At 41.7% G+C, this 24,393-nt stretch carries 34 protein-coding genes; 2 read left to right on the forward strand and 32 right to left on the reverse strand.

Annotated elements, in window-relative coordinates:
• Window positions 1-397: 397 nt before the first annotated feature.
• The 3 genes from BMW45_RS05175 to BMW45_RS05185 form a co-directional block, all read right to left on the reverse strand.
• Complete coding sequence (locus tag BMW45_RS05175) at window positions 398-1,153, reverse strand: LytR/AlgR family response regulator transcription factor (protein ID WP_092241096.1); 756 nt, start codon at window positions 1,151-1,153, stop codon at window positions 398-400.
• Between the two features lie 116 nt (window positions 1,154-1,269).
• Window positions 1,270-1,686 (reverse strand): ATP-binding protein, encoded by a 417-nt coding sequence (locus BMW45_RS05180; RefSeq protein WP_092241098.1) that lies wholly within the window; start codon window positions 1,684-1,686, stop codon window positions 1,270-1,272.
• 171 nt (window positions 1,687-1,857) lie between these two features.
• Window positions 1,858-2,103, reverse strand: a complete 246-nt coding sequence (locus tag BMW45_RS05185) for a hypothetical protein (protein WP_092241101.1) — start codon at window positions 2,101-2,103, stop codon at window positions 1,858-1,860.
• A 177-nt stretch (window positions 2,104-2,280) separates the two neighbouring features.
• Between BMW45_RS05185 and BMW45_RS05190 the strand changes: the two genes are divergently transcribed.
• The gene (locus tag BMW45_RS05190) at window positions 2,281-2,493 is read left to right on the forward strand and encodes a helix-turn-helix domain-containing protein (protein ID WP_092241103.1); all 213 of its coding nucleotides are present in this window, start codon (window positions 2,281-2,283) and stop codon (window positions 2,491-2,493) included.
• Window positions 2,494-2,529: 36 nt separating this feature from the next.
• Here BMW45_RS05190 and BMW45_RS05195 read toward each other — a convergent pair whose 3' ends face one another.
• From BMW45_RS05195 to BMW45_RS05210, 4 genes are read right to left on the reverse strand one after another with little or no spacing between them, the layout of a single operon-like run.
• Window positions 2,530-3,309 (reverse strand): M15 family metallopeptidase, encoded by a 780-nt coding sequence (locus BMW45_RS05195; protein WP_092241105.1) that lies wholly within the window; start codon window positions 3,307-3,309, stop codon window positions 2,530-2,532.
• 54 nt (window positions 3,310-3,363) lie between these two features.
• On the reverse strand, window positions 3,364-3,852 hold the full coding sequence (locus BMW45_RS05200) for a phage holin family protein (protein ID WP_242882916.1): 489 nt from the start codon (window positions 3,850-3,852) through the stop codon (window positions 3,364-3,366).
• Window positions 3,853-3,867: 15 nt separating this feature from the next.
• Entirely contained in the window at window positions 3,868-3,999 is a 132-nt protein-coding gene (locus tag BMW45_RS05205; protein ID WP_092241107.1) for an XkdX family protein, read from the reverse strand.
• A gap of 2 nt (window positions 4,000-4,001) precedes the next feature.
• Entirely contained in the window at window positions 4,002-4,445 is a 444-nt protein-coding gene (locus tag BMW45_RS05210) for a hypothetical protein (protein ID WP_143057011.1), read from the reverse strand.
• Between the two features lie 140 nt (window positions 4,446-4,585).
• Between BMW45_RS05210 and BMW45_RS05215 the strand changes: the two genes are divergently transcribed.
• Entirely contained in the window at window positions 4,586-4,804 is a 219-nt protein-coding gene (locus BMW45_RS05215) for a hypothetical protein (RefSeq protein WP_143057012.1), read from the forward strand.
• Window positions 4,805-4,808: 4 nt separating this feature from the next.
• Here BMW45_RS05215 and BMW45_RS05220 read toward each other — a convergent pair whose 3' ends face one another.
• From BMW45_RS05220 to BMW45_RS05340, 25 genes are all read right to left on the reverse strand, one after another.
• Window positions 4,809-5,288, reverse strand: coding sequence for a hypothetical protein (locus BMW45_RS05220; RefSeq protein WP_092241113.1), 480 nt, complete (start codon window positions 5,286-5,288; stop codon window positions 4,809-4,811).
• A 17-nt stretch (window positions 5,289-5,305) separates the two neighbouring features.
• The gene (locus BMW45_RS05225) at window positions 5,306-6,250 is read right to left on the reverse strand and encodes a hypothetical protein (RefSeq protein ID WP_092241115.1); all 945 of its coding nucleotides are present in this window, start codon (window positions 6,248-6,250) and stop codon (window positions 5,306-5,308) included.
• The gene (locus tag BMW45_RS05230) at window positions 6,250-6,651 is read right to left on the reverse strand and encodes a hypothetical protein (RefSeq protein WP_092241117.1); all 402 of its coding nucleotides are present in this window, start codon (window positions 6,649-6,651) and stop codon (window positions 6,250-6,252) included. Before BMW45_RS05230 ends, BMW45_RS05225 begins: the two co-directional genes overlap by 1 nt.
• A gap of 5 nt (window positions 6,652-6,656) precedes the next feature.
• Window positions 6,657-7,118 (reverse strand): hypothetical protein, encoded by a 462-nt coding sequence (locus BMW45_RS05235; protein WP_092241119.1) that lies wholly within the window; start codon window positions 7,116-7,118, stop codon window positions 6,657-6,659.
• Window positions 7,119-7,562, reverse strand: a complete 444-nt coding sequence (locus tag BMW45_RS05240) for a hypothetical protein (RefSeq protein ID WP_092241121.1) — start codon at window positions 7,560-7,562, stop codon at window positions 7,119-7,121.
• Window positions 7,555-9,345 (reverse strand): hypothetical protein, encoded by a 1,791-nt coding sequence (locus BMW45_RS05245; RefSeq protein WP_242882917.1) that lies wholly within the window; start codon window positions 9,343-9,345, stop codon window positions 7,555-7,557. Before BMW45_RS05245 ends, BMW45_RS05240 begins: the two co-directional genes overlap by 8 nt.
• Window position 9,346: 1 nt before the next feature.
• On the reverse strand, window positions 9,347-9,751 hold the full coding sequence (locus tag BMW45_RS05250) for a hypothetical protein (protein ID WP_242882918.1): 405 nt from the start codon (window positions 9,749-9,751) through the stop codon (window positions 9,347-9,349).
• Window positions 9,752-9,755: 4 nt separating this feature from the next.
• Window positions 9,756-12,920 (reverse strand): coiled-coil domain-containing protein, encoded by a 3,165-nt coding sequence (locus BMW45_RS05255; protein WP_092241123.1) that lies wholly within the window; start codon window positions 12,918-12,920, stop codon window positions 9,756-9,758.
• Between the two features lie 41 nt (window positions 12,921-12,961).
• Complete coding sequence (locus BMW45_RS05260) at window positions 12,962-13,519, reverse strand: Gp15 family bacteriophage protein (protein WP_092241125.1); 558 nt, start codon at window positions 13,517-13,519, stop codon at window positions 12,962-12,964.
• Entirely contained in the window at window positions 13,516-13,971 is a 456-nt protein-coding gene (locus tag BMW45_RS05265) for a hypothetical protein (protein WP_092241127.1), read from the reverse strand. Before BMW45_RS05265 ends, BMW45_RS05260 begins: the two co-directional genes overlap by 4 nt.
• Window positions 13,972-13,984: 13 nt before the next feature.
• The gene (locus BMW45_RS05270) at window positions 13,985-14,497 is read right to left on the reverse strand and encodes a hypothetical protein (protein WP_092241128.1); all 513 of its coding nucleotides are present in this window, start codon (window positions 14,495-14,497) and stop codon (window positions 13,985-13,987) included.
• Between the two features lie 14 nt (window positions 14,498-14,511).
• Complete coding sequence (locus BMW45_RS05275) at window positions 14,512-15,012, reverse strand: hypothetical protein (RefSeq protein ID WP_092241130.1); 501 nt, start codon at window positions 15,010-15,012, stop codon at window positions 14,512-14,514.
• Window positions 15,005-15,493: a minor capsid protein gene (locus BMW45_RS05280; RefSeq protein WP_092241132.1), complete on the reverse strand. Its 489-nt coding sequence runs from the start codon at window positions 15,491-15,493 to the stop codon at window positions 15,005-15,007. The genes BMW45_RS05275 and BMW45_RS05280 overlap by 8 nt, the downstream gene beginning before the upstream one ends.
• 1 nt (window position 15,494) lies before the next feature.
• A complete protein-coding gene (locus tag BMW45_RS05285) occupies window positions 15,495-15,938 on the reverse strand; it encodes a hypothetical protein (RefSeq protein WP_092241133.1) in 444 nt (147 codons plus the stop codon).
• A 14-nt stretch (window positions 15,939-15,952) separates the two neighbouring features.
• On the reverse strand, window positions 15,953-16,420 hold the full coding sequence (locus BMW45_RS05290; RefSeq protein WP_092241135.1) for a head-tail connector protein: 468 nt from the start codon (window positions 16,418-16,420) through the stop codon (window positions 15,953-15,955).
• Window positions 16,421-16,432: 12 nt separating this feature from the next.
• Window positions 16,433-17,449, reverse strand: coding sequence for a hypothetical protein (locus tag BMW45_RS05295; protein ID WP_092241137.1), 1,017 nt, complete (start codon window positions 17,447-17,449; stop codon window positions 16,433-16,435).
• A 14-nt stretch (window positions 17,450-17,463) separates the two neighbouring features.
• A complete protein-coding gene (locus BMW45_RS05300) occupies window positions 17,464-18,105 on the reverse strand; it encodes a phage scaffolding protein (protein WP_092241139.1) in 642 nt (213 codons plus the stop codon).
• Window positions 18,106-18,242: 137 nt separating this feature from the next.
• Window positions 18,243-19,496 carry a phage minor capsid protein gene (locus BMW45_RS05305; protein ID WP_092241141.1) on the reverse strand — a complete coding sequence of 418 codons (1,254 nt, stop codon included), beginning with the start codon at window positions 19,494-19,496 and terminating at the stop codon, window positions 18,243-18,245.
• Window positions 19,497-19,506: 10 nt separating this feature from the next.
• Complete coding sequence (locus tag BMW45_RS05310) at window positions 19,507-19,746, reverse strand: hypothetical protein (RefSeq protein WP_092241143.1); 240 nt, start codon at window positions 19,744-19,746, stop codon at window positions 19,507-19,509.
• Complete coding sequence (locus BMW45_RS05315; protein WP_092241144.1) at window positions 19,743-19,946, reverse strand: hypothetical protein; 204 nt, start codon at window positions 19,944-19,946, stop codon at window positions 19,743-19,745. Before BMW45_RS05315 ends, BMW45_RS05310 begins: the two co-directional genes overlap by 4 nt.
• Before the next feature lies 1 nt (window position 19,947).
• On the reverse strand, window positions 19,948-21,342 hold the full coding sequence (locus BMW45_RS05320) for a phage portal protein (RefSeq protein ID WP_242882919.1): 1,395 nt from the start codon (window positions 21,340-21,342) through the stop codon (window positions 19,948-19,950).
• A 40-nt stretch (window positions 21,343-21,382) separates the two neighbouring features.
• Window positions 21,383-22,000, reverse strand: coding sequence for a hypothetical protein (locus BMW45_RS05325; protein ID WP_092241148.1), 618 nt, complete (start codon window positions 21,998-22,000; stop codon window positions 21,383-21,385).
• A complete protein-coding gene (locus BMW45_RS05330) occupies window positions 21,984-22,283 on the reverse strand; it encodes a hypothetical protein (RefSeq protein WP_207649049.1) in 300 nt (99 codons plus the stop codon). The genes BMW45_RS05325 and BMW45_RS05330 overlap by 17 nt, the downstream gene beginning before the upstream one ends.
• The gene (locus tag BMW45_RS05335) at window positions 22,283-23,536 is read right to left on the reverse strand and encodes a PBSX family phage terminase large subunit (protein WP_092241151.1); all 1,254 of its coding nucleotides are present in this window, start codon (window positions 23,534-23,536) and stop codon (window positions 22,283-22,285) included. The genes BMW45_RS05330 and BMW45_RS05335 overlap by 1 nt, the downstream gene beginning before the upstream one ends.
• A complete protein-coding gene (locus BMW45_RS05340) occupies window positions 23,508-24,362 on the reverse strand; it encodes a terminase small subunit (protein WP_092241153.1) in 855 nt (284 codons plus the stop codon). Before BMW45_RS05340 ends, BMW45_RS05335 begins: the two co-directional genes overlap by 29 nt.
• Between the last annotated feature and the right edge of the window lie 31 nt (window positions 24,363-24,393).

The raw sequence follows: 24,393 nt of genomic DNA on the forward strand, positions 1-24,393 counted from the left end.
TACCTGTAAAAATCACATATGACTTCATCGTTAGTCTTGCTCACGTCCCATTATGCCTCCTTTGTATGTCACTAATAAACCCCCTTATCCATATTATATTATTTTATCCACGGTAGTTAATTCCTCCTTTAATTATACGAACGCACGTTCGGTTTGTCAAGGTTACTTATTGTTTTTATTACAGTTATTAATCACGTGATTTATAACTAAATTATAACTGGTAAAAAATATAAATCAACTCTAAAAATTCGCAGTTATTCCATACTTTTCCAGTAAATAGTCTGTTTTTGTTAAATATCACGGTGCTGCATTGCGTTGACATAAACATTCGTGCATTTCGCGTAAACATATATTTTTATTTTCGTAAATTCTGCTATTTTGTTTTTTGTAAAAAGTTCTATCTTTTCGCGTTCGTTTGTATTGCCTTTTCCAGCTTTTTGATATTTATCAAAGACACCGGAATCCTAACGCCATTTATCATAATGACTTCACGCTGCTTAGTATTAATTTCTTTTATGTAATTAATATTTATTATAAAGGATTTGTGACATTGGAAAAAAGTATTGCTTGCTTGGTTTATCAAATCTTTCAATGTAGTAGATGCACTCATAGTGCCGCTTCTTTTGTGTATATTTAGTTTCTTTTGTGTGCCTGCTACGACTTCTATGTAATATATCTCATTTACATCCACCGTGAATTTTGAGTAATTGCTGTAAATCGTCATGAAAATACGATCCTCGTCCCCGGGTTCAGCAACAGGCCATTGTGCATCAATTAAACATGTTTTTACCCTCTCAGTCATGTCTTTGATGTCGCCTTTTAATATATAATCTTTGACGCCAATTTTTCTTTTATATGTTTCTAATGCAAAATTATACCCGGTAATCATTACAATTTGTGCATTTTGGTTGTGCTCCCTTATTTGCGCAGCCACCTCTATACCGTTAATTACCCCAGGCCCGAAATCGATATCCAAGAAGTATAGGGCTGGACTTATATTTCTACCCAATTTATCAAGTATTTCCATTGGGTCAGGAGTTGCACACACAACACCCATGCCTTTAAGACCTTCCGCTTTTATTATTTCTAATACCATTTTCTTGAATAACTTAAGTTCTGTTTTATTGTCGTCACAAATGTAAATTGGTAACATATTATGCCTCCCCTCTGATGTGCTTTTACTATCATCTCGAAAATTGGTTTTTGCCAGTAACTTTTCGTGGCGTAACAAAAAGGAGCCTGTTCAAGCTCCCCTTTCTCTTTTTTTATTTACTTAAGCATAATAATAAACCGTGTTATCACGGAATCTTCATATTCGATATTGCTAATGGTACGATATCCTTTCATGGTTTTAGCCAGTTTTTTGTTATATTTCTCTAAGCTAAAATGTTGATTATCGTTTGCCAGAAAATGATATTTTACTAAGCACCATAAATCTCCATTTTTATAAAACATACAGAAAAGCATCTTCTTTTCATCAGATCCTTTGATTGATTGAAAAGCATCTTCAAGGAGCCTATCCATAATTTTAAAAAATCCTTTAGGTTTAATAATCAAGTTGTCTATTGGTTCTGTTAATTCAATTTCAATTTCTATACCGCAACTTTTAGCATAATTAAATTTTTCAGAAAGTAAACTGTTTAAGTCGGTATTAACAATGTAATCCAGTGTTCTGCATACAACCATAAAATATCCCCTTTGTGCTTTTGCTTTGATTATACATGCGTATTATTGTGGTAGAGCATCCAATTTTTGGCAGCTTACAAAGGGTTAGGAAATAATACCGGAAAATAAAAAAGGCGGATCCAGATTATTCCGGATACCCGCCGTTTTAAATTAATGATTTGCAGAAATACCTCAACTATCATATTCTCCTACAGAGTCGCTAAAAAACTTGTTCTTAACAGAATTAAACATATTGTAATACTCTCCGTCAACCTCTACCTTGACGTTTCCGTCTGTGTAATAGGTCGCACTGATTTTCCCGTTAACTCCTTGTTCAATTAAAGCATTTTTCAGTAAAGTATGCATTTTTTCTATTTTGGTTTCGTCAGTTTCGATTTTAAGATTTCTGTTGCAATAGTCCGTATAGTCAATTTTCATATTGGAATCCCCCTTATTTTGTCTTAACCTAAGGAGATTCTAGCACGCAATAACGGAACAAGCAATTGACATTGTCACTAGATTACGGGATACTTTATTGTTCAATTTGTCACGCAATTACTATATGTAGATTGGAATTTGAAAACGTGATATGATTCAGGGTAAGAGGTGACGAATATGTTAAAATATGATAAGGCATTAAAACTTCTGGAAGATGCAGGATATAATACGTACAAAATGAAAAAAACAAAGTTGCTATCTCAGAGTACATACCAAAAGCTCAAAGACGGTACAACAAATTTAGATGGAAAATCTATTGATCGTCTATGCAAAGAATTCAATTGTCAGCCTGGGGACCTCATGGAGTGGGTGCCAGATGAAAAAGAATAGAGAACCGTGACCATAAAAGTCACGGCTCTTGTTTTTTTATTCTGCCAGTCCGGGATACTGTAACGCTCCGTCCTGTCCCGGCGTGAGTATTACTGGATCGGTTGCCATCTTTCCGTCTTTATATAAGTAATACCACTTGCCACCAGAAGCTTGTAATCCCTTAACCATGGCTCCATCAGCACCCAGGTAATACCATTCACACTTGTACTGATACCACGTGTTTGTAATCATGATTCCGGCACCATTAAACCAGTACCATTTATCCTGATCCATTAGCCAATCATTACGGACCGGAAGGCCGGTATCTCCCAAGTAGAACCTCCACCCATTATCCTCCTGATGCCAGCCTGATTTCTTTACTTTTGGTATCTCTGTCGAAGTCCATGTCTTTTTAAATACATCAGGGTTAGCATAAACCTTCTTAATTCCAGAAGTGGAGCTTCCCCAATCCGGAAGCTGGAAGTGAGGCTTATCAACTGGTGATTTCCAGTTTCCTCCCCATTCCAGGCCCAGGCTCACACCGATGGCCCCAACTCTTCCGAAAAAGTTACCTGCTTCATTATAAGCGCCTTGTCCATCATTCCTGAAAATATCAAAGGCAGTTCCCCACTGGTGATAAGAACTGTATGTACTTCCTGGAGCATTGGTCACGATATTACCGGGTGTAGTTCTGCCCTGTGCGTATAATGCGTCCTGTTCTGCTACGGTGCGATATGTCTCGCCTATTTTGATTATTAATCCCTGGTTGCTGCATTCTTCTACCAGCTTGGCAGCCAGCACCTGCAGACGAGGGTGGCATAATGTGATATCTCTCATATTGCTTTCCTCCATTCAAAAAGGCCCGGGATTACCCAGGCCTAAAGTGATTCGCTATTGTTTCTGTGTTTCTGTGTTATCAATCTTATTTTTTAATACAGCTATGTATTTACTTAGCCATTCAGGCACAGGAGCGCCCATTCTACCAGCGTTTTCTATGATAGACAGCAACTCATTAAGCAAGTACCAAACTGCCACCAGAAGCCCAAAAAACACGTTTGTAGGCACGTCGAAACCAACGGTTCCAGATACTGTGGCAATGATATAATCTACTACCATTGCTACGGCTATCACACATAAATAGCCGACCTTTTTAATGATGCCTTTTGCCCCCTTCTTTGAACTCCACCCATAAGATGGATCCCCCGGGTGATCTATGGCCTCCGTCTTGCTTGCAAGCATACCCGATATATTATCAGCCACCATCATGAGAGTTAAAACGCACAACACCGGGTATAAGATTCCCAGTTTATCGCTTAAAAAGGCTCCAATAGCTGCCGCGGCCCCCTGAACTGCAAATACATATTCTTTTTTCATTCTCATAGTCCTCATTCTTCCTTAATTTTTAGATGCAAGAATCTCCTGTTTCTGTACTTCTGTAATCCAGCTCTTGATTACTGCATTTGCAAGCATAGCAATTGTAAGCGGGCCTTTGCCACCATCAAATAATCTCATTAATGTCTCAAACATATTTATCCCTCCAGACTTGATAAAACTAATGTATCAACAGTTGCTTTTAAGGATTCAATTTCCGCTGTCTGTGCTGCCACCGTTTCACGTAGGCCCGGTGTTTTAAATGTGGCAATCATTACATCAGCCTTGATATCCCTGTTTTCGTAAATGGGTTCTTTTGTCTTTTCATCTGTTCCCGTCTGCACTTTCTCCGTCCTAATGACCTGGTCAGACTGCTTCGTAAGTATTCCGGAATAAACCAAATCTGACCGCTTCCAGTCAGTCTCACTGGATAATCCGATCTGTGATATGCTGCCTCCGGATTTTAGGATCGTTTCGATTTCATCAAAAGTCAATCTCCCTTTCTGAAATTTGATGGTCCCTCCGTTCTCTCCAAGATTCACACCTGCAGCGACCAGATCAAAGACCTGATCGCCAAATTTGATTTTTTCGATATTATTCATATGATTCCTTTCTGCCTGTTCTAAGGCAATAAAAATAGCCCCCATAAAGGGACTAGTTTACAAGTTTATTTAGTTCGTTAAATAGCAATTTTGGTAATAAACTAAATAACACTGGTGGAACATTGACAGGTAATCTCGTAGTGCAAAAAGATGTTCCAATCTATGAAATGATGGTAAACAGCACTACAAAAGGAAGAGTTATTAAAAACGCAAGTGCAAGTATAGATTATGGAACCGAATTGATTGATATTGCCGGAAATGTTCAAACCATCCTAACAGTAACTAATGGCAGGTTACGGCTTACGAAGCGGGTTGATGGAGTTATAACGGGGTCGGTTGATATAGCAAATATACCTTAAACGATCATTTTTCAACCCAAGCTTTCCACCCATTTTCATCTTTTATACGGACGAAAAGTTTTGGAGTTGTTGTTAAAGATGTAAACCTTTGGATAGCATATGTATTACCGTCAATATACATCGTCTCCATGATACCATTAACTGCTGCTACTGGTGTATTTAAACACTTATCTGAAGCTCTATATATGGTCATAATATTTGCAATATATGGGACATCGTTCAAATCACCGGAATATCCCCCTTTGTTTGATGATTTGGATGTTAGGTCAGTTAAATTGCTATTTACAGCATATAAGGCCGCCATGCTGGCTATCTTATTTGGATCATTTACGATCTGGCTTACCACAGCGTTTGCAATGGCATTGATAGCGTTACTATTTGCTGTTATGCCGGCATCTACAGCGTTCAATGTTTCTGCTGATAAATCCGGCGTTGAATTATCAGTCCACCCTTGCCCCGCGTATGGGGTTATTGTTAAAGCCATATATCATTCCTCCTATATTATTTATTTAATTTTATGTATCGTATCATCATAAACCGACCTTGTGAATTAGATTGTGCAACTCCTATACCGACATAGATATAATGGTATGATGCAGCATTGATTAGAGAAAATGTTTGTGTTCCAAACACGTCACCTGTTGCCGGAAGTACAAATTTTTCATATGCACCTACATTAGGTGATATAGTCCAGCTATTATCATTTGTAATTTGATCTACTTCTTTTTCCCCAAAAACCAACCATGTGTAACTATTGGCAGAATGGGATGGTAATTTATAGCATATAGTGACGCTTTTTACTCCTGCCATTTCTATTGGAACTTTAAATGTAATTGCAGGATAGTTTCGCGCACTACCGCTGGTTGCCGCGGTACTGTCGGACCGAAACCATATATATTCTCCTCCAGTTTCCGTATCATCTTTGCTCCAATTAACATATGTTAATTGATAGTCTCCTACCGGTGTGTTCCTGTTTGCGATCATTCTGCCTGTTTGGCCTGGTGCGAAAAGCCCATACCAATATGGTTGCAAAGGGTCACCATTTACAAAACCACTCCATGTGCCCTCTATCGTGCCGATAAACACGCCAGCTTTAATGTTTTCAGGCAAAAGGTTTTCAACCCCATTTACCACTACATCAGAATTAAAAAACTTATCCTTTATGCCGGCTGCTGAACCACCTTCTTGTGGGTTAATTATTATGTCTCCAGTAATAATCTGTGTGTCTTGATATACTTCTCCTTGATCATGATATCCAGCGGGTATTGTGTAAGTAGCATTTATTGGTAATTTATATTTAATACTACCATTATTTTTTACTGCACCGTCCTGTACTTCTTCACTCCCAACACCATAAAACTTTTGGTTTTCTACAACGTCAGATGGAAGTGCTGTTAAATCAGATAGATCAGCATTTCCACCACGCATTATAAATCCTTCACCCATTAATGATACCCCTCGTATGTACCAGTAACCCCTAAGATAGTTACTCCTTTTTTTATGTATTGTGGTAACAGGTTTATTATAGGATTTGCTACCACGTCACCAGTCATGTATTTACCACCTACTTTTACTATCTGCTTATCTGCAGTTGGGTAAACCGTAACACCTTCCATAGTAGGCACACTTTGTCCCACTGTTCCGGTTCCACTATGGATACCAGGCTTTATAGGCAGCGTACCTCCTATTGAAAGAATTCTTGTTTCTGACGCTATTTCATCAGCTTCACCCGCTTGCATTTCGCCACTGGATCCTATGAAAAGTTTATATTTTCTTACCCTTTGCGGTATGGCTGTTAATTCTGCTTCATCTATAGCACTACCATGTTTTAATATAATTCCATCCAACTTTATCACCCTTTAATCATTAAATAGAAGTCAACAGCCGGCTTACGGTTATAGCAGTAAAGCGTGGCTGTTCCCTGCCCGAACACAATTCTATCCAAGCATCCAAAAGCTTTGGTTTGGTTTTTTACCATTTGTGCGGTCGATGAACCGTCTAAATACAATCCCACAATTGGAGCATCATCGATCTTTGAACCAGTGACTAATATGGTTTGTGAATAAGGGACTGAGTTTCCCCACCCTGCAACCGGTACGTAGAGAGTTTTTACAGTGTTGATTTTATCTATCGCTGCAGCGTGCCTATTAACCTCTTTATTGCTCATGTTAATATCATCCGCCGAATATATATCTCCAATTTCTGCATAAGCCGTAACATCGTTAAGACTAATTGATCCATCAGTGTTATCGATCTTCTGATATCTGCGCATACCAGTAAACTTATCATTCTTATAGTTGGTTTTTAGTTCCATTTATATTTCACTCCTATTCCCTAATGCCTGGCTGCCGAGCCGGAAAGCAAAGTGTTGTTGCCCCGGAAAGCAGTTTTCAACCAACTTCCCAAGGTCATAAAGTATCTTTTCGATTGCATTTGCCTGATAGATTGATGTGTATGCTATCCTCTGTGGTGTTATTGGAGTACTTTCAGGAGTAAAGTACACGGCTCTTAGCTCAATAATATTCTGCCTGATTCTTTCCATTTCAGACTCGTAGCGTGGTTCCCTATCTTTCCAGTTCATTCTACATCTTTTATAAATAGAGTTTTTATACCCATACTTATTGAGCATTTTTGAACACCAAGCCACGGCTGTTTCTACACGTATCAAATCAGTGTAAGCTATACACCCTTTTGCCGTTGCATTATCAAGATCAGCCTGTACACGGTCATATATAAGATTGTCTATGTACTCACTCATGAATCGTCACCTCCGCCTTTATGCTGCCTGCAAAGCTATATGATACACTTTCGATTGTTCCGGTCTTTATACCGTCATAATCAGTGTCTATGTCTACTACCTGACCTATTACCTTGTTGCCAAGCAGAACGTCACCAACGACATTCTCAGCGTGCTGGTAGTACTCATAAACGCGGTCAAGTACAGATGTGGAATTTCTTTTGTTCACAAGAGTGGCGTCCGGCACTTCTTTGATATTTTTGTTGAAAACGATGTTAGGATTTTCTTTGATTACTGTTGATGTAAAATGATTATACTTTTTACCTGTAAGGATTACTTCTCCACCTGTTCCAGTGATGAAAGCATAATTATCACCTTTCGCTGTGATTGTTCCACCAGTTATGCTTAAACTATGATAAGCCTCAGAGAAGATGGCTTCTGCTGTACCGTCAAGAACACCTTTGTAAATCTCTGCTGTTTCTTCTGACTTCTGGTAATCATGTACGGTCAGTCTGACACCTGTCACAACGTCCGAATGCTCCAATGTAAGGCCGCCGAAAACTTCACCGGCTGTAAACTCACCAGTCTTATCCTCCTGCTTTGGATAAATCACCACGCCATCATAGTTAGATGTGTCTACAACGGCACCTATGGCGAAAGCAATCTGCACCAGCGCATTCCGTTTTGTGGTATATGGGATATATCCATACAATTTCACATTGTCAAACGTATCGGATAATAAATAGTTAAAGTCCTCGTTTTCAAAGATATCGGCTATTACCGCAGGTACTAACTGGCCTGTATAAATACCTCCGTGGTACTCATTACCATCAAGTATTCCTAATGCATCATGAGCATCCATAAAGTAATCAGTCTTGCTTTTCTTTGCCCCGTTCTTAAGATAAAAGTTACCTATTAGGCCACCGTTAAAATACAATGCTAGTTTCTGCTTTTTTTGTAAATCAAACGGTACACTTGACTTTGTTCGCACCGTGAAATTCATCGTATTAATGCTTATATTTTCTGATATGGCATTGATCTCCTGCAGACATGATATCTGCCTTATTTCATCGGATAAAAAATCACGGTAAATACCATAGTCAATTCTGGAGAGAAATACGGGCCTATTCGGTTTTGATGTAGACAAGAAGGTAATCACGATCTTGTCATATAGCATCACATAATTACTACAGAAATATTTCGTGTCGTTTGGAGTAAAGTCCATAATGGATATCAGTTCATTTTCTGAATACCATTGAATATTAATATGGCTTGCGTAATCACCTGACATTGTATTGAAGGTTAACAACAAGCCTACGCTGGTAAATTTCTGGTTAAAGGTTATGGTTAGCACCGGAGCATCAGCATACTTTTCATAAGTTGAACGAGGAAACAAAAACATCTGTGGATGTAACCCTATCCGCGGTTTTAATCCCTCTTGGCTTACTGCATATTTAAATTTTCCTTCGCTATCAGATATTTCGTCACTTATAAATCCATAGTCATTAGAATCGTCCGGGAAATTTATATATTCTCCATTGAGTAGAGCAAAACCAGGCAGGCATAAGGCATAACCAGGATAAACTAAATCATCCCTTTTTAAGTCTGGGAATTCTTTTCTTACTGTTGTTGCCCTTGGATACAGTCCTTTATGCGGATGCAATCCAACCCGGGGCCGTAACCCCGGATCAATTACCTGTGGATTGCTGTTTTCCTTTGCATATGGAGCCACATCATCATATACAACTTTCAGCCCTTCATTGTTTAACACGGCATCGGATAAAATTGTCTGTTTTAAAAACATCTTACGGCCTCCTTTGCGGTGCCTTTGCTATAAACTGAATGGACAAACCGGACCACCGATTGACCTGTCTCCCGCTCTCCATTATCGGCTTGTTTTCATCGTCACCACTGGTCACATACGCCTTAAATTCAAGCGTTTCCTGCCCGTACGGGAGCACAACCGTATGAAAGTCTGTCGGGGCTGTTATAATGCCGTAGAACGTGTCGTAGTCTGCTCTGTAATTTGAGTCTGGCTCCACGGTCAAGGTGTAATTGTAGAACGTTCCAATAACATCACGGTACATTTCATTGTTTAGCACTCTTCCGCTATGCTCTGAATCCGTTACCGCAAAGCTGCGCTTAAGCCCTGTTACCCATAGGCGGAGGTCGACACCGTCTATAGTAAATATTCCATTTCCACTTTCCACGTTATCAACCTCCTGTCGTTACCATTCTAACGCCTACGCGCTGTTTTTCGTTGTTGTTATACTTGTAAACTAACTGACCGAACTTTGTACCATCGACAATCATGTCTGCCTGTACAGAGCCGCCGCCGATTCCTCCCATTTCTCCAATGGCTTCCTTAAATGCCTGTTTCATTGTTTCAAGCGGAGATACAACCTCATAATCCTTGTTGTTATCTCCAAGGATTGCGGCAAATTCCCCTGCTTTTGGTGGGACTACGGTTCCGGTTGCCAAGCGTGGCATAACAGAAGAAAAGGAAGCGTAACCAGTTGAAGAATATGAAGGTACTGAGCGACTACTACTTGCCCTGTTGTTAGCACCAGAAGCTACTCCTATCAGTGAAAATCCTGCTATTGCTGCTACTGCTCCCGCCACTGCAAGCATGGCATAGTTTTGTATACCCGCTGCTATTGCTGCAACTACTAAAGCTATTGCTCCTGCAACTGCAATGATTTTAGAAGCTAATTTTTCACTTGGTGTCATTTTGTCCCATGCCATAGCAACATAAGCAGCTATGGCAACAATGCTTCCAAGCACAATAACAAGCGGATTAAGTTTGCCAAGAAGTGACCCCAATACGCCTATAAGATTTGGCAGCACAGATAGCATGTTCTTAATTCCAGTCATAAACTCAACAAATTTCCATGCTGCAAAGAACGCCAATACTATTATAGTGATGTTCTTAACTGCTTCCTGGTGCTGCGATATCCAATCCGAAAACTTTGTAAGCCACTCAACAACCTTTTTTAATGCCGTTATAATAACTTCACCAGTCCACTTTCCAAAGGGCTGTATAAAATCTTCCCATAGCCATAACGCCAACGGTTTCAATGCATCAATCACAGAATTAAGAACTTTAAGCGCTGCTGAAACTAAATCAAGCCCTACTGGTAATGCTTTTTCTAATGCCCATTTTGTTAATGGTAGAAGCACATTATTAAGTAACCAAAGCAATGCACTTCCAATCACTGATACAATAGGTATAAGACTGGCAAGTACACCATCGAATGCTATTAATAATGGGCTGAAATCCAACGTAGCCGCCCAATTTTTTATTGATTCAGAGGCTTCTCGGAAGAAACCAGTGACCAAAAGAACCAAGTCACCCAAGTGACGCATGATACTGGTCCCGGTATTTGCATTTATCCAAGCCTTGTCAAACTGATTCGCCAGATTTGCCACGGTCAGCGCAAAATTACTGAATGTAATCAGTAGATCATCTGTGATTGCCTTGCCGTACCCTTCGTCTTTCCACACCTGCATGAATGACGCTCCTACGTCCTTTGCAAGCTGTTTTAAGCTTCCAAGCATGATTTTAGCGGCGTTCGTTGTAGAAGCCCCGTATTGATCCCACGAGTCCTTTAATGGCTGGAATAGGTTAGCCAGTGTACTCTTAATATCTTCTGCGAGTGCTTTTGCTTCGGTTCCTACAGCAATTGTCTTGAACATCTGGTCAGGCGTAGGGCCTTTGTATTCGTTTGTGTCTGCTGACCGTTGAATCTGCATCAAGGTATCAAAAGCAAATGAAGCTTTCTTTACCTCTTTTGCCGCTTCTTTCGCCGCCTTTTGAGTGTCACTAAGACTGGCGGCATAGTCCTCCTGTACCGCTACCGCTTTTACAAACGTATCTTTCCCTGCCAGGGCCGCCATAGTTTGCCCGATCCAGTTATTTACCTCCGCAAGTTTTGATATAAACATGCTAAGTATCGGTGACACTACTTCCACAATAGGAGCAAACGCTACCGCAAAGCTGTTTTCTAGCATTGTCATTGAAGACATAAGTGAAGATGCTGCTTTGTTGGCATCGCCTGAATACCGGGCCAAGTTCTCAAATCCATCTTTTGCGGATTGTATTGCTGCACGCATAGCCATACGGATCAGCATTAATCGTAACATTCCTGAAAGGCTCAGAATACTTTTAGACAAAGGATTGACTTCTTTTCTCGTGCTACGCATGGAAGCATTCATCTTCTTGCCAGAACTTGCAACCTTCTTCTGTTCCTTATCGGTTACGGTTAATGATTTCTTATACTCTTTTTCTGCCTGTGTCACTCTTTGCAGTTCCGCATACAACTCGTCATATTCTGGATTGCCAAGAGTAACACCCTGTTTTTCTAATTCTAGAAGTTCCGCTTTTAGCTGCTGTTTCTGAAACTCAAACGATTCTTTATCAAGTTTTATTGGTACTTTAACAGGTGATATAAGATTCTTTTTATAGTCGGTCAACTCTGCTTGCGCTTTATTAAGTGCCTGATATGTACTGTCATAAAGTCCATCTCCAAACGTCTTGCCGGCCTGCGTAAGCTGATTTAATTGTTGCTTTAATAAATCGACCTTACCTTGCAACGATGATTCATCAATATCAATTTTAACCTTCTCAGGAGTGGATAATTTCTTCTGGTAATCTTTTAATACAGATTCTGATTTCTTTAATGCTGTGTATGTGCTGTCATACAATTCGTCACCAAATGTTTTGCCCTGTTCGGTGAGTTTCCGCAATTTAAGTTTCAAAGAATCAACTTGCCCCTGTAGCGATTCGATATTGATTTTTGAGCTTTCGGCAGGACTAAGCATTTCTTTTTTATAATCTGCTAATGCCTGTTTTATTTTGGAAAGTTTCATATAGGTTTCATCATATTGATCGTCACCAAAATACAGCCCTTGTGATTCCAAATCTTTCAACTGCTTGGTTAAAGTGGAAATTTCATTCTTGAATTCATTCGTGGACTTTTCAACCTTATCCATTCCATCGGCGTACTCATTAACAAATTGCTGCACTGTATTACCATAGTCCTGAAACTCACCACGGGCGTGTGAGATTCTTGATTCCTCGTCCAATACGCCGCTACTTTGATTTCCTCTGTCAATGGAGATTTTATCCATCTGTTCTTTAAGGCTTTGTACACTGTCTTTGGCTTCTTTTGCCGAATCCGATATGCTTTCAATCTGATCTGCGGCCTTAGTTGCTTGTTTTCCTGCGCCGGTAAGCGAATTTGTTAATCCCTTAGTGAGATCTTTTACAACAGCAGTTAATTCACGCAAGGCATCTTTAAGCGCTCCAATATCTTCAATGGCTCCATCTTTGTTAATTGCTGTGTTGATTAATATAATTCCATCTGCTTGAGCCGCCATGCCATCGCTCCTTTCTTCGGACCCGGCGCTTAGGCGCTGCCCTATCCGATAAGTTTTTCAACTGCTTCTCTTTCCTTCTGTTTCTGCTCCCAATCGAGATCACACAATGCCTGATTCTCTTTGTAAAACTTAGATTCCCACTTTTCAAGTTTTTCGCTATTTGCTCTCTTCTGCCGGATATTTTGAATAGAGGAATACAAGCCATCGCCGCCGATCTGCATATAGGAGCCAAAAAAGGTCCACCAGTGCATATACTTCACACTGCGGACCTCTTTCCCCATACTTTTATTAATTTCCGGTATTATAACAGGCGAATCTTTGAGCCAACTCATTAACACCGGCTTTGGTTTGTTATCTGCTGGCAAGCTGGCATCTATAAACCGACTAGCCTTTTCTACTGCCTCACCCATACACTCCGGTGGAATTGTTTCGTAGTCGATATACAGGATTTCAATAAGCACCTGTGTTTTATCTGCGCCATCAAGCTCCGGGTCTTCATAAGCGGTTAAAATGTCAAGCACAACCCTGTAATCGGTACGGATTTTATACAATACCCCTCCCACTTCTAATTCTGTGGGTAGGCTGAACGGATTCATCATTTATGATACTTCTGTGTATACTTGCTGGCCCGGGTCTTTGCTTTGCCTAATCGCACACCAGTTTCTTTCTCAATCACAGTTCGGATCGTTTCAATGATATGTACGGCAAAAAAATCACCGTTTCCCAAAATTGAGAAGGGCCCTGTAATTTTAAAGAATGTCTCTGACACGTTGGCATTAAACAAGCGATCAATCTCTATCATCATCTTCTTTTCAGCTTCAATTATTTTATCTTTGTCACTACCTTCGCCACTTTCAAGTTGAGTCTGTAATTCCTCGAATGCTTTAACCGCATGTTCATATCGTCCGACTAGACCAATATCAGATGGTACAAAGGTAAACTGCCCCAGGGCTTCACCACGCTTGTTTTTGATGTTGTATACCCTGGAACCATCATCAATTACAATATCATTACTGTTCTGCTGGTTATTCTTAATCAGTTTATTGCTCATGTCTTAATCTCCTTTATGATCCTGACGGGATAGTACCTTCCGTAAACTTTGGTTCTTTTTCATCGAGGGAAACCTTTGTCACATAGCCTTTCTTCCGTTCGCCATTAAAAGCTATATTGTAAGGGATATTTACACCGGAAGTCCCGCCACCATAACTCTGAGGCTTAACGATAACTTCCTCGATATATGCTAAGTGGTTAGTGGCATCGGTATCATCTACAATCACCTCAAGGATTAAGGTCTTGCACTTATCACCCACAAGCCGGTCCATAGCGATTTCCCTGAGTTTTGGATAAAGTGGTTCATCTGGATTTGCATAGTACGGATCAGCATCAATAGACGGTTCATACCCGTTGTCCGTCACCCTGGATTCACCCCATATATTTTTTGTTGATGCTGTGTCAGGATTAAGGCTGACAGCTAACTCTTCCATGTCGATTCCAACCTTAAACCAAGTCGCAGATGCCGCGGTGTTCTTGAAAGAGGAATCCAGGAAGTGTACTAACGCTTTTCTTTCTAATTTCATATATTTTGCTCCTTTCAGCGATCAAATTCGTTTTCATATTCTACTGATACGGGCAATACCCAATCCTGAACGCTGTTCTTATTTGGATCAAGTCCGTATGAGTTGTCACGGGTAATTTTTTTAATGATTCGTCCTTCTGATAGCTTCGGGTATGCAGTAAGTTTGTAGGCTGTACCATCAATGGTGACAGGCTCCTTACATATCCATTTACCAATACCGTCCAGAAACGTCTGAGCGGTCATTTTAACCCGTTCACTGTTTGAGCCTACCCGATATACTATGTAGAACGGATAACGGCAAATCTGGCGCACGTGAGCTGTCACAGACTCTTTCTCACTGTATACCAATGCCCCATTGTCTGCCGAAAAGATTATTCCGCTATCCCCATCTAAATCCTCAAAAGTGATTATCTCTCCATCAAGTCCTGGGTACTGATTAAGCAGATTTTTCATTGCATCAGTCAGTACATCATACCCGGTAACATCATTACCAATTGGTTGTGGTTGTTCAGCCACTATTGCCACCTCCTGCCGTTTTCTTTACACTCTTTACCCATGTCTTACCATCTTTCTTTTTGGCAGCATCAAACCAGTACGCTTGTGCGTTTGGGTGTGCGGTCTTATTAAATACTAAATTCTCTTTTGCTTTTGTCTTACCGCTGTACTGACTAACAAGCACTTTCTTCTCTCCAAGTCTGGCCCATGTGCTTCCGGTTACTTCGCTTACCATGTTCTTTCCTTTGTACAAAAATCGCCCTGCTGGACCGTAGGCAGCAAATACCACTCCTGAACCTTGTACAGCTGCACTTGCTGCCCTTGTCACGTTAATAAATGGTCCTTCTTGTTTAGGCATGAATGGTTCCATACTATTCATTACATCGCCATCAAGGCCATACTGGGCTTTCTGGTACTGCTTATCAAACCGTGATAGGTTAAGTTTTACCTGTATGTCTCCATCAACTATTGACCACTTTGGAAAATGCTTTGTTGTTGCCATGCTATTTCCCTCCGATCTCGAAGTGAGGAATCAACTTATACGGGCCGCCTACTGTGGTAATCAGGTATACATCATCACGTGTTTTGGTTATGTAATCCTTAAAATCTTTTTTGTATTCAGCATCATTTATAACCGTTCCAGGATACTCTCCTCTTATAAAAAAGTCTGTTCCTCCAGTGAACGTAAGCGATGCGGCGATTTCGGCTTCGATCTGTGTCGCCCATTCCTTAGGTCGCTTATAGGGTTTACCTGCGATTGTGATAGCCCCATCAACCAAGGTGTACCTTATATGTAACTTTGCTGTGTCTGCGCTTTCTAGTCCGGTCTTAGTTACATTCGCACCCTTATCGACATTTAGGTCAACGTTATGCAATACGGTAGGATACCATGTAATAACCTGGCCTGTTTGAAGTTTATTAAAGATTGTCACTGTGTCGGTATACATGACCTCCTCCTTTCTCATAGCCCTGCATAAAGCAGTAGCACGCCGCAATCATCAGTTACACCTATAAGGTACTCTTTAGCTGTTTCATAGCAAAGCCGGTTCTGCGCCTGTGTATCTCCTGCAGCGCTGATTACGGCGCTCTTAACGGAAGATGTGGCACTGAATGAAATGGATTCAGCCCCGGCAGTCTTGCTTGTGACAATATTTCCGACAACGTTTCCAAATTCATCAGTTCTATATCCTCCAGCTTGCGCCACCTTCTCCGCCTGTTCAATCTCCTGTAACTTATCAGCCACGGCGCACACAGTTTTCTGTACCTTCATAGCCGCGCGTTCATCGGCAGGAAGGCCGGGCACCAGACGGTCAAACGTCATAGTGTCCAGCTTGTCACTAGCCTTTTCTGCTAGGCGGTCAAAATCCTCCTGCGCTATTGCCGTGCCGTAGTACTTCTCTTTGTAAAATGTGTAATCCGTATACGCCATGGCTTAATCTCCTTAACCGTTTGATTTAATCATACCGATACGGACATTCTTATCTTTGAACTTAAGTGCCCAGTTTGCTTTATTTGCAAGCTCCGCATTGGTTGGGGATTCTCCTGTAATGTTATCCGCTTTAATGGCGAAGCCGTTAGGGTGAATCACTCTACCCTGCTTTGTGTAAAGCTTTTCGATACCTGCCGATGTTTCAGGGTCGTAGTCTACATAGTATGGCTTCTCATAATTGGTTTTCGGGCAAGTAAGGAATGCTCCCTGACCAATGATGTAAGATTTATAAACCGGGTTAGCGCCTGATGTGTCCACGGTAAAGCGGTCAGTTACGAGAGGAATAAGCCCACCGATAGTAGGTAACTCGATGTTTCTCTCAATAGCATTCGTAATGGTATATTTGTTGTAGTCTACCAGCCCAAGCGCCTTATATTTAGCAAAGATAAGCGAATTGATTATATAAAGTCCAAACCCGTCCGCCATATCCCCTAATGCCTTTTGCTGAGCAAAAATAAGGGTTTTTTCATCGATGTTATTTGCAGCCGCTGGTGTGCCTGTTGCTGCGCTTAAATCTGTAATGTGATTAGCCATTCCTGCAAGCCCGAGTGTTGCATCAGTGATACCCATTAACGCTCGTGTCCAGGTCTGGTTATAGTAGCTTGTTACGGAATTTGCAACATGAGTCATCGGAGAAGCCCCGGTCAGCTCTTTCGTAAAGTCCTTTGCTTTCCATGCTTTCATTCTCTGGATCATCATAGCAGTCTGTTTTCCTCCGCTAATCTCGGAAGGTGTGTTGTCGGTCATACCGTCATTGTTTAATGCTACATCGTCATTCTCGTCAACCGGGATATAGTATGGGATAGTACCAACGTTACCCTTTTCACCGATTAAACTCATAATGGTGGGATCTTCTACCATGATTCCGGAAGCAATGATTTTATCGTTCCATGTTGCCTGTTCAGCCATGTAACTAGCGAATACCTCCGGGTCAAAATCAAATCCGCCAAACTGTCCTGTTCTTGCCATGTTCTATTTCTCCTTTACTGTGTTAAGTTCTGATATAGTTCCGGGCTGTTCGCCTTTAAAGTCATTCGCTCATCAATATTCATCTTTGAGAATGACTCCTTTGTAACCCCTGTAAAGTTCTTGTCTTTACCCATTTGCTGGGTAAATGTAGCTCTGTTCTGCTGTGCTACCTGTTGGGCTTCATCAACAAGAATGTTAGGAATCTGATTCCCGTCTTTGTCAGACACAAGTGCCTTGAAAATGTCATCAATGGACCTCCCCTTCGCTGTGTCCTTGTCCAGTTCTTCCGCAAGCTTAACCCTTACGCTATCTGCTGTCAGATCGTTTACGAACTGTTTACCACCCATAAATTTATCTATGGTGGCATCTAACTGATGTTTGGATTCATCAGCAGCGCGAGCAATCTTTTCATCGTCTAGCTGTTTTGTCAAGGTGTCAATCTGTGTCTTATATCCCTCGAGGTCTACACCATCAAAATCCTTTAACTGTTCCTCCACAGCGTCCAGAGAGGCCTTGTATTCGTCTCTCTTTGCGGTTGCCTTTTCAAATTCTGCAATGGTGCGATAGTTCTCTTTCCATTCCTTATCCAGAGTGGCTTTCTTATCCTCTGGAACCTCGATTCCAACGCCTGTTAAAATTGCATATATATCTTTCATTTTCAATCCTCCTGAAATGATTTATTGACCGCTCTTTCAGCGGTAGGGATTTGCCAGATAGACCACTGGCGAGGTAATATAAAAGAGCCAATGCATAAGCACAGGCTCATCTATTACAAATATTGGCTATATCAGTGTCAGCCCTGATCCGGTTTCTTATCACTCTCATGTTGTTCCTTTCTTGCGTTCTCATATCGTGTTGCGGCCCCGTTTGCTGCCGCTGACTGTTCTCTGTTCCACTTGGCTATGCTTAAACGCTCTGTGAGCTTCTTAAGATCATTTTCCGCGCAGAAAATGTTATAGTCTTCATTTTGTCTCCTTAGCAAAGCCGCCTTGCGATCATATTCGTGCTGTAATTCAAATCTAAGCGGCTCTTCTTTAACAGAATCAACAGCCGCTTTCATTCCAACAAGCTCCTGCTTAGTCTTGCGTATCCTGCGTTCTAATGTTCTTTGCTGCTTATTTAAAGCCTCTATTTTTTCATTATCTTCTGTCTGTATATCAGCGTAAGGATTATTTACACCATCACCTGGGCCGAAACTATGGCGGCAATTTGCACCGCACAAGCCCGTGACCGTTCCATATCCTGTTGACTTTCGGAAATCCGGAAACTGCTTTGTCCTACCAGTCCGTGAAAAGAATTGTCCTTGCCACCAAAGATGATTCTTTGGATTCATACCACCGTCGCCACTTCTTGCTCCAAGGTGGGCTGATGTGAGGATAATATCCCAGTCCATTTCTTCCATGCGGGTCATTTGTATGTTGCCTGTTGCCTGACTTATTCCAGTACGCACAGAACGCGTAACAGCCGTTTCCAGCGTGTCTTTGTGGCCTGTTGGGTATTTAATCACCCCAACGTCTGAAATGGCATTATTGATAGCCTCACGCACTACCTGATTGTAAGATACAGCCCCGGAAGTGGCCAACCTATAAGCATTGTCACATTCGTTGATATATAGCTTCTGTGCTTCTATTGCCGTGGTCCTGGTGAAGTTTCTTATCTCTCCGTTTGTGGCTTCATACACTCTTTGCATCTGTCGGGTCATCACTGGCGATTCTTTCAAAGGCACAGGATTAAGGCCAGCTTCCCGGTATATCTTATCATCGTATTGCAGTGCCTTGATTCCGGCTTCCTCCATGGCTTTCTGGACTTCTTTTTCCTGCAGCTTCGTAAACTTGATAATCTGCTTCTGGATATCTTCAAGTATCTGCCCGGATTCCTGCAATACATCAATCTGCCATTTGTCGGAAGCGGTAAAGAGGTAATCAACACCACGCCCCAACCTTGCCCCGATTCTTCTTACAATCAAGTTGATTATGTATGTTCTAAGCTGAGATGCATATTCTTCTGACTGTTCAGTGATCCTTTGCAGGTATTCAGGTTTAAGCATCTAATCACCCTCACGTTAGGCTTGCAATGCAACCTGCGGCTAAGATTCCAATATAAGCGATTATAGATCCCACTGCTCCGGCACAGATGCATTTGATGATTGTAATCCCTATAATGGTTGCTGTAAGGGTTCCTGCGTCAAAGGCTCTACATACTGATATTATTGGCTGTATGAAAAGCAACCACCCTCCAGTATAAAGACCTAAAAAGATTCCAAAAAGTGCTACCACAAAAGCAATTATATTTCTCATGTCTTTTCCTCCTCACCTTCTTCTCTTTCCCAAAAGAACTCGATGCAATCTTTTTTTACAGAGCCACGGGAACCGTCTGTAAATTTAAACTCAATGAAGTTATGGTCCTTTATGAAGTTATCGCTCATAATCGCATGCATTTGTTCATACGTGAAATCCACATCATATATTGAGCCGCCGTGGGTTGCTATATTAATCATGTTATTCTTCTCCGAAAAGTGTTGGGCTTTTCTGATCTGCTTTAGCCTCTGCAATCATTGCCTTGGCTTCTTCCTCGCTCATGCCCTCAAACTTCTGGTAGTACAGCCATGCAGGCACCTTACCCTGGATAACATATTGCCACCACCTCGCCCTATCTTCTTCCCTGCTATATGTGATATCACCAAAGTCATAGGTCACTTCATAAGGTCCTACCGGTGCAAGTCCGTACAGATCAGCAAACACATTCAGGGCATAAATAAGACCGTCCATACAATCCTCTAACTTATCTCTGCAATCTTTGATAAGCTGGATCGTACGACGATCGTCACTCTCTACCTGTGTGGCTGTAACCATTCCTGTTTTCTGGTCAAATACAAAGTATCCACTGGAGTATCCCACTTTCCAACCGATGAAGGAAAGCTCGTTGTTGATTCCTTTGATTCTCATGTCGGTATTAAGTTCGGGATTGATCTCTTTGTAAAATGCGTCTGGTCCCTCCCCAAATACATTTTTAATAAACGGCGGAAGTCCCTCTACCGTTTCACCAACTTTGCGGTCTTTTATTTTTTCACCTGACGCCATTAGCAATCGATCATCGGCAAGCACCATTCTGCGGCTATACTTAATTTCCCAACTGTTGCGGCTGTATGCGGTATCCAAACCCTTTAACTCTTCCAGTACATTCTTGTAGATAGGCAATCCCAACGGGCTGTTAATCTCCGTATTATTGGCCTGCGGCGTTCTGAACACTCCAAATAGCATACGTTCCAGAGGTTCACCGTTCTGCTTAACCAGAGATACATCAGGTTCAAGCCCGGCCCATTTGGTTTCTTCCAGTAGTACCGGCTTTCCTTTGTCATTGTCGCTAGTACTTACATAGGCTCGGTTGCTTATCAAGTACTCGCCCGTATCGCTGTTGATCCTGTGATATTCGAATTTGGTATAGTACTTACGGGAAAACGCCGTACTGGTTGTATACGTGTCAATGAATATTATCCCAGTTATGTTCCCGTCATCGTCTGAATCCACAATCTTAAATGTGTTAGGAAGAAGAAAGTCAATCCCTTTTCCGTTCGGCTTAACAATGAACGTCCCGGCAGCACAACCATACTCTATCCATTCTCTGATCTTAAAATACCGCTTCTCGATCTGTTGCTGCAGCCATTCCGCCCGTGGGCTACCGTCAATGGTAATATGTATAGCCAGAGTAGTAAGCCGGGCCGTTTCTTCACACAGCACCTTACCGAATCCTATTGTACGGATATCATGCTTCGCACTCAGCCAGTATGGGCGGTCCTGGTATATATTCATGCACTTATCTATTACAATATCCATTTCCTGTGAGGTGACTGGCTTCACGTCAAATTCTTCTAATGCTTCTTTCTGGAATAACATGTTCCACCACCTCCTTACCGTGTCCAGTAATCCCATTTAATCACCTGCCCTGGTATTTCTTGGTCATTTCTTCAAATTCCTTGCGATCCTTCTCGAACTTTTCTTTCTTGAGCCGTACCCTGCCAATTGCGTCCTCTTCCATCACTTCACGGACTGCTTCTTTAATCGCCTCTCGCAACTCTCTGTCTTCTTTGATCCGATTCATGGCCAAATCAAACCACCCGGCACCATCAAAGTTATCATTCTTTCTGCTATGCCATGCATCGCCCGGCTTAATAGCCTTTGCGAACTGCTTGCCATCAATATCTACCCGTATCGTTTTAGGATTTTTCCCCATTTCTTTCAAGGCATCTTCAACAGCTTTCTTCATGGTACCCAGTGGGCTTACAATTTCAATATCATCGGCTGGGTTGCTATGCGGTGGTCCATAGAATCCACGGTCTCCACACATTTCATAGCCTTCCAATTCTCGTGCAGTAGGAGTGTTTCCCAAAAACTCTAAGTTCTTTGTGTTCCCAGAGATTTTAAAATCCGTTCCGCTTTCGCAGCCACAATCCAGATTGAAACGCGTACCATCAATTTCTATTTTATATATTTCGTTACCTGTAAACACCTTACCATCTATCTTTACTGCGAAACTCTTATCTGTTGTCTTCATTATGCTGGTCACCTCCCTTGTCTGCTTTTCCTAAGTACGTGTATTTAGTTTCTCCGAATAGGTTATTGCTAACTTCCATTTCCGAATCAAGAGCATGCTCAATCCCTCTCTTGTACCCTTTTACAAAAAGAATATCCTCAACACAGCCGCAACGTTTGCACTGGTATTTTGGTATGCCGTTACGGTTAATTACTTCAAACTCGTGGAACGGACACGATTGTTCTTTCTGGTTGTTTCCATTAATATCCTGCATGATTTTAATTACGGTTTTATTTGCTTTCATTATGCACTGTTCCCCCTTCTCATTGATAATGGACTCGTTGCATACCGCAACGCATCAATCCAGTGGTTATTTTTATCTGGATAATCTGGTATTACTTCACCGTTTCCGTCAACCTCATGTTCGTATTCAATCATTTCTTTATAGAGTCTCGGTGTCCTCGCCGGGTCCACAACAATCTTACGGCACTGTAGCCATTCGAACGTATACTTGACGCTACCCGGCCCGCCGTTAGCCTGTCTTGCTGGCAATCCTGCGTCTCTAAAGTCTACAATACTTTCCTGTTCATCTAGTCCACAACGGATTTCATAATCGTCGTATCCTTTTACCTTGATCTGACGTGCCATTTCAGCGTTGCGTATCTTACAACCACCCAATTCATCAATGGCGGTTATTACTTCTGAATTATGATTATAAGAAGATCGCACAAAAGCTTTGGGATCAGGATACCAACCCCAGTCTTGCCCCTGGTATATCCGCTCCATTCTCTCAATCTCTTCATCGGTAATAGTTCTGATTTCAAGGAATTCAAAGATATTTGTTCCCAGCCCTACCGGATTGCCAAGATATTCATGTTCATATGCTTTTGGGTTTACCTTCTGCAAATGCTCCGCATCATCATGGAACTGTTTACCAAGCCATTCAACCGGCACTGATCTGTAATCACTCTTATGCCTTAGTGAATCCTCTCGCGGCTCCTGAACATATTTGTTCGCCCAGTTTGACTTGCTTATAGGTGGGTTAAACGTTTTGAATACGACAAACTTAGGACCGCCTCTAAGTATGGACTGCTGAACCATTCGAATCTCTTCAATTCCTGCAAACTCGTCTAATTCTTCAAACCACAGGTATTTAAAATATCCCTTGCGGACTTTTGCAGACTTTGACTTCTTAGCCTTATCCAACCCCTTGAATATGATTCTCTGGCCCGTTGGCTTATATATGCATCTGTACGGGCTTGTTTTACATTTCCATAGGTGGCTTACCTCCAGCGCATCAATGGCCCATAGCACCTGCTCGTATACACTATCCCCGATTGTATTTCCGACCTTACGGTAAATAATTGCATTGGCGTCCGGGTCCTCCATCATTCCCAGCACTATTTCAAGTCCTGCAAAAGACGACTTTGTGGAGCCTCGCCCACCGTACAGATCGTAGTAAGTGTGTTTACCGTCTATAATGTCCCAGTGAACACCATAAAAGGCTGGCGCTATTAAGTCAGTAAGTTTAACATGAGTCTGGTCTTTGGATATCATTGACAATCACCACACTTTCTAATTGTTCCTTCTCGTCTGCCGTAAGCTTATCCGTCTGCGCCTTAATCTGCGCTATCTTGGCCCTCTGCTCCTCCGTTGCCATGTCCATGTGATCTGACAGCCATTGCAAGGCTTTCATGCGGTCCCCAAGTTTTATACTGGCGCCATCTTTACCTTGCTTCACCTCAGATATGATCGTGCCATCCACTTCCGAGCTTTCCCGGAATTTTACGGTATTCACTATCTTTGTAAGTGGCTTATCTGTTTCTTTATCCATTACTGGCCCGAACGCTCCCATGACCGGCACTTCCTCCTGCCCGAATGACAAGTAATCGGTGATATCAGAAAAGGCTATATCCATATACTTCTGGAAGATATCCTCAGGTTTAAGGAGGGCCTTGGAATATGCCATTTCCTTTAGCTTCATGATTTCTTCTCTCACACTGGGATTTGCTAGGAGCTTACACCCTTCCACATTTGCTGCCGCGTAGCTTACGCCATACGCTTTCTGGTAAGATTTTGTTGCATTGAATGACTTGCTATAATAAATACAAAAAAGCCGTTGCTTATCAGTCAAATCGTCATTACTCATTACCGATTCAACTTCTTCTGCCACGACTTGTTTCTTTACCTTGTTGCGTTTCGTTTTATTTGCAACGTTGCATTCCTTTTCCTGCGTTGCGTTGCAACTCCATTTCCCTCTATTCTTCCATGACCGGACCGTACCTTCTGGTACATCCAACCGACTGGCTATATCTTTAAGCATTACGCCATTCTCATAGAGTTCTCTGGCTTTCTCTTTAATTTCATCTGGCGCTCTTGCCAAGCCTCGCCGCCTCCCTTGTGTTGTTTTTATG

Origin of the sequence: Lacrimispora sphenoides, from assembly GCF_900105215.1 — a bacterium.
GTDB classification, from domain to species: domain Bacteria; phylum Bacillota; class Clostridia; order Lachnospirales; family Lachnospiraceae; genus Lacrimispora; species Lacrimispora sphenoides_A.

Excerpts from the sequence above, each read along its gene's own strand:
- BMW45_RS05175 (WP_092241096.1), bottom strand. The coding sequence starts at position 1,153 with ATGTTACCAATTTACATTTGTGACGACAATAAAACAGAACTTAAGTTA.
- BMW45_RS05180 (WP_092241098.1), bottom strand. The coding sequence starts at position 1,686 with ATGGTTGTATGCAGAACACTGGATTACATTGTTAATACCGACTTAAAC.
- BMW45_RS05185 (WP_092241101.1), bottom strand. The coding sequence starts at position 2,103 with ATGAAAATTGACTATACGGACTATTGCAACAGAAATCTTAAAATCGAA.
- BMW45_RS05190 (WP_092241103.1), top strand. The coding sequence starts at position 2,281 with ATGTTAAAATATGATAAGGCATTAAAACTTCTGGAAGATGCAGGATAT.
- BMW45_RS05195 (WP_092241105.1), bottom strand. The coding sequence starts at position 3,309 with ATGAGAGATATCACATTATGCCACCCTCGTCTGCAGGTGCTGGCTGCC.
- BMW45_RS05200 (WP_242882916.1), bottom strand. The coding sequence starts at position 3,852 with ATGAGAATGAAAAAAGAATATGTATTTGCAGTTCAGGGGGCCGCGGCA.
- BMW45_RS05205 (WP_092241107.1), bottom strand. The coding sequence starts at position 3,999 with ATGTTTGAGACATTAATGAGATTATTTGATGGTGGCAAAGGCCCGCTT.
- BMW45_RS05210 (WP_143057011.1), bottom strand. The coding sequence starts at position 4,445 with ATGAATAATATCGAAAAAATCAAATTTGGCGATCAGGTCTTTGATCTG.
- BMW45_RS05220 (WP_092241113.1), bottom strand. The coding sequence starts at position 5,288 with ATGGCTTTAACAATAACCCCATACGCGGGGCAAGGGTGGACTGATAAT.
- BMW45_RS05225 (WP_092241115.1), bottom strand. The coding sequence starts at position 6,250 with ATGGGTGAAGGATTTATAATGCGTGGTGGAAATGCTGATCTATCTGAT.
- BMW45_RS05235 (WP_092241119.1), bottom strand. The coding sequence starts at position 7,118 with ATGGAACTAAAAACCAACTATAAGAATGATAAGTTTACTGGTATGCGC.
- BMW45_RS05240 (WP_092241121.1), bottom strand. The coding sequence starts at position 7,562 with ATGAGTGAGTACATAGACAATCTTATATATGACCGTGTACAGGCTGAT.
- BMW45_RS05245 (WP_242882917.1), bottom strand. The coding sequence starts at position 9,345 with ATGTTTTTAAAACAGACAATTTTATCCGATGCCGTGTTAAACAATGAA.
- BMW45_RS05255 (WP_092241123.1), bottom strand. The coding sequence starts at position 12,920 with ATGGCGGCTCAAGCAGATGGAATTATATTAATCAACACAGCAATTAAC.
- BMW45_RS05260 (WP_092241125.1), bottom strand. The coding sequence starts at position 13,519 with ATGATGAATCCGTTCAGCCTACCCACAGAATTAGAAGTGGGAGGGGTA.
- BMW45_RS05265 (WP_092241127.1), bottom strand. The coding sequence starts at position 13,971 with ATGAGCAATAAACTGATTAAGAATAACCAGCAGAACAGTAATGATATT.
- BMW45_RS05270 (WP_092241128.1), bottom strand. The coding sequence starts at position 14,497 with ATGAAATTAGAAAGAAAAGCGTTAGTACACTTCCTGGATTCCTCTTTC.
- BMW45_RS05280 (WP_092241132.1), bottom strand. The coding sequence starts at position 15,493 with ATGGCAACAACAAAGCATTTTCCAAAGTGGTCAATAGTTGATGGAGAC.
- BMW45_RS05285 (WP_092241133.1), bottom strand. The coding sequence starts at position 15,938 with ATGTATACCGACACAGTGACAATCTTTAATAAACTTCAAACAGGCCAG.
- BMW45_RS05290 (WP_092241135.1), bottom strand. The coding sequence starts at position 16,420 with ATGGCGTATACGGATTACACATTTTACAAAGAGAAGTACTACGGCACG.
- BMW45_RS05295 (WP_092241137.1), bottom strand. The coding sequence starts at position 17,449 with ATGGCAAGAACAGGACAGTTTGGCGGATTTGATTTTGACCCGGAGGTA.
- BMW45_RS05300 (WP_092241139.1), bottom strand. The coding sequence starts at position 18,105 with ATGAAAGATATATATGCAATTTTAACAGGCGTTGGAATCGAGGTTCCA.
- BMW45_RS05305 (WP_092241141.1), bottom strand. The coding sequence starts at position 19,496 with ATGCTTAAACCTGAATACCTGCAAAGGATCACTGAACAGTCAGAAGAA.
- BMW45_RS05310 (WP_092241143.1), bottom strand. The coding sequence starts at position 19,746 with ATGAGAAATATAATTGCTTTTGTGGTAGCACTTTTTGGAATCTTTTTA.
- BMW45_RS05315 (WP_092241144.1), bottom strand. The coding sequence starts at position 19,946 with ATGATTAATATAGCAACCCACGGCGGCTCAATATATGATGTGGATTTC.
- BMW45_RS05320 (WP_242882919.1), bottom strand. The coding sequence starts at position 21,342 with ATGTTATTCCAGAAAGAAGCATTAGAAGAATTTGACGTGAAGCCAGTC.
- BMW45_RS05325 (WP_092241148.1), bottom strand. The coding sequence starts at position 22,000 with ATGAAGACAACAGATAAGAGTTTCGCAGTAAAGATAGATGGTAAGGTG.
- BMW45_RS05330 (WP_207649049.1), bottom strand. The coding sequence starts at position 22,283 with ATGAAAGCAAATAAAACCGTAATTAAAATCATGCAGGATATTAATGGA.
- BMW45_RS05335 (WP_092241151.1), bottom strand. The coding sequence starts at position 23,536 with ATGATATCCAAAGACCAGACTCATGTTAAACTTACTGACTTAATAGCG.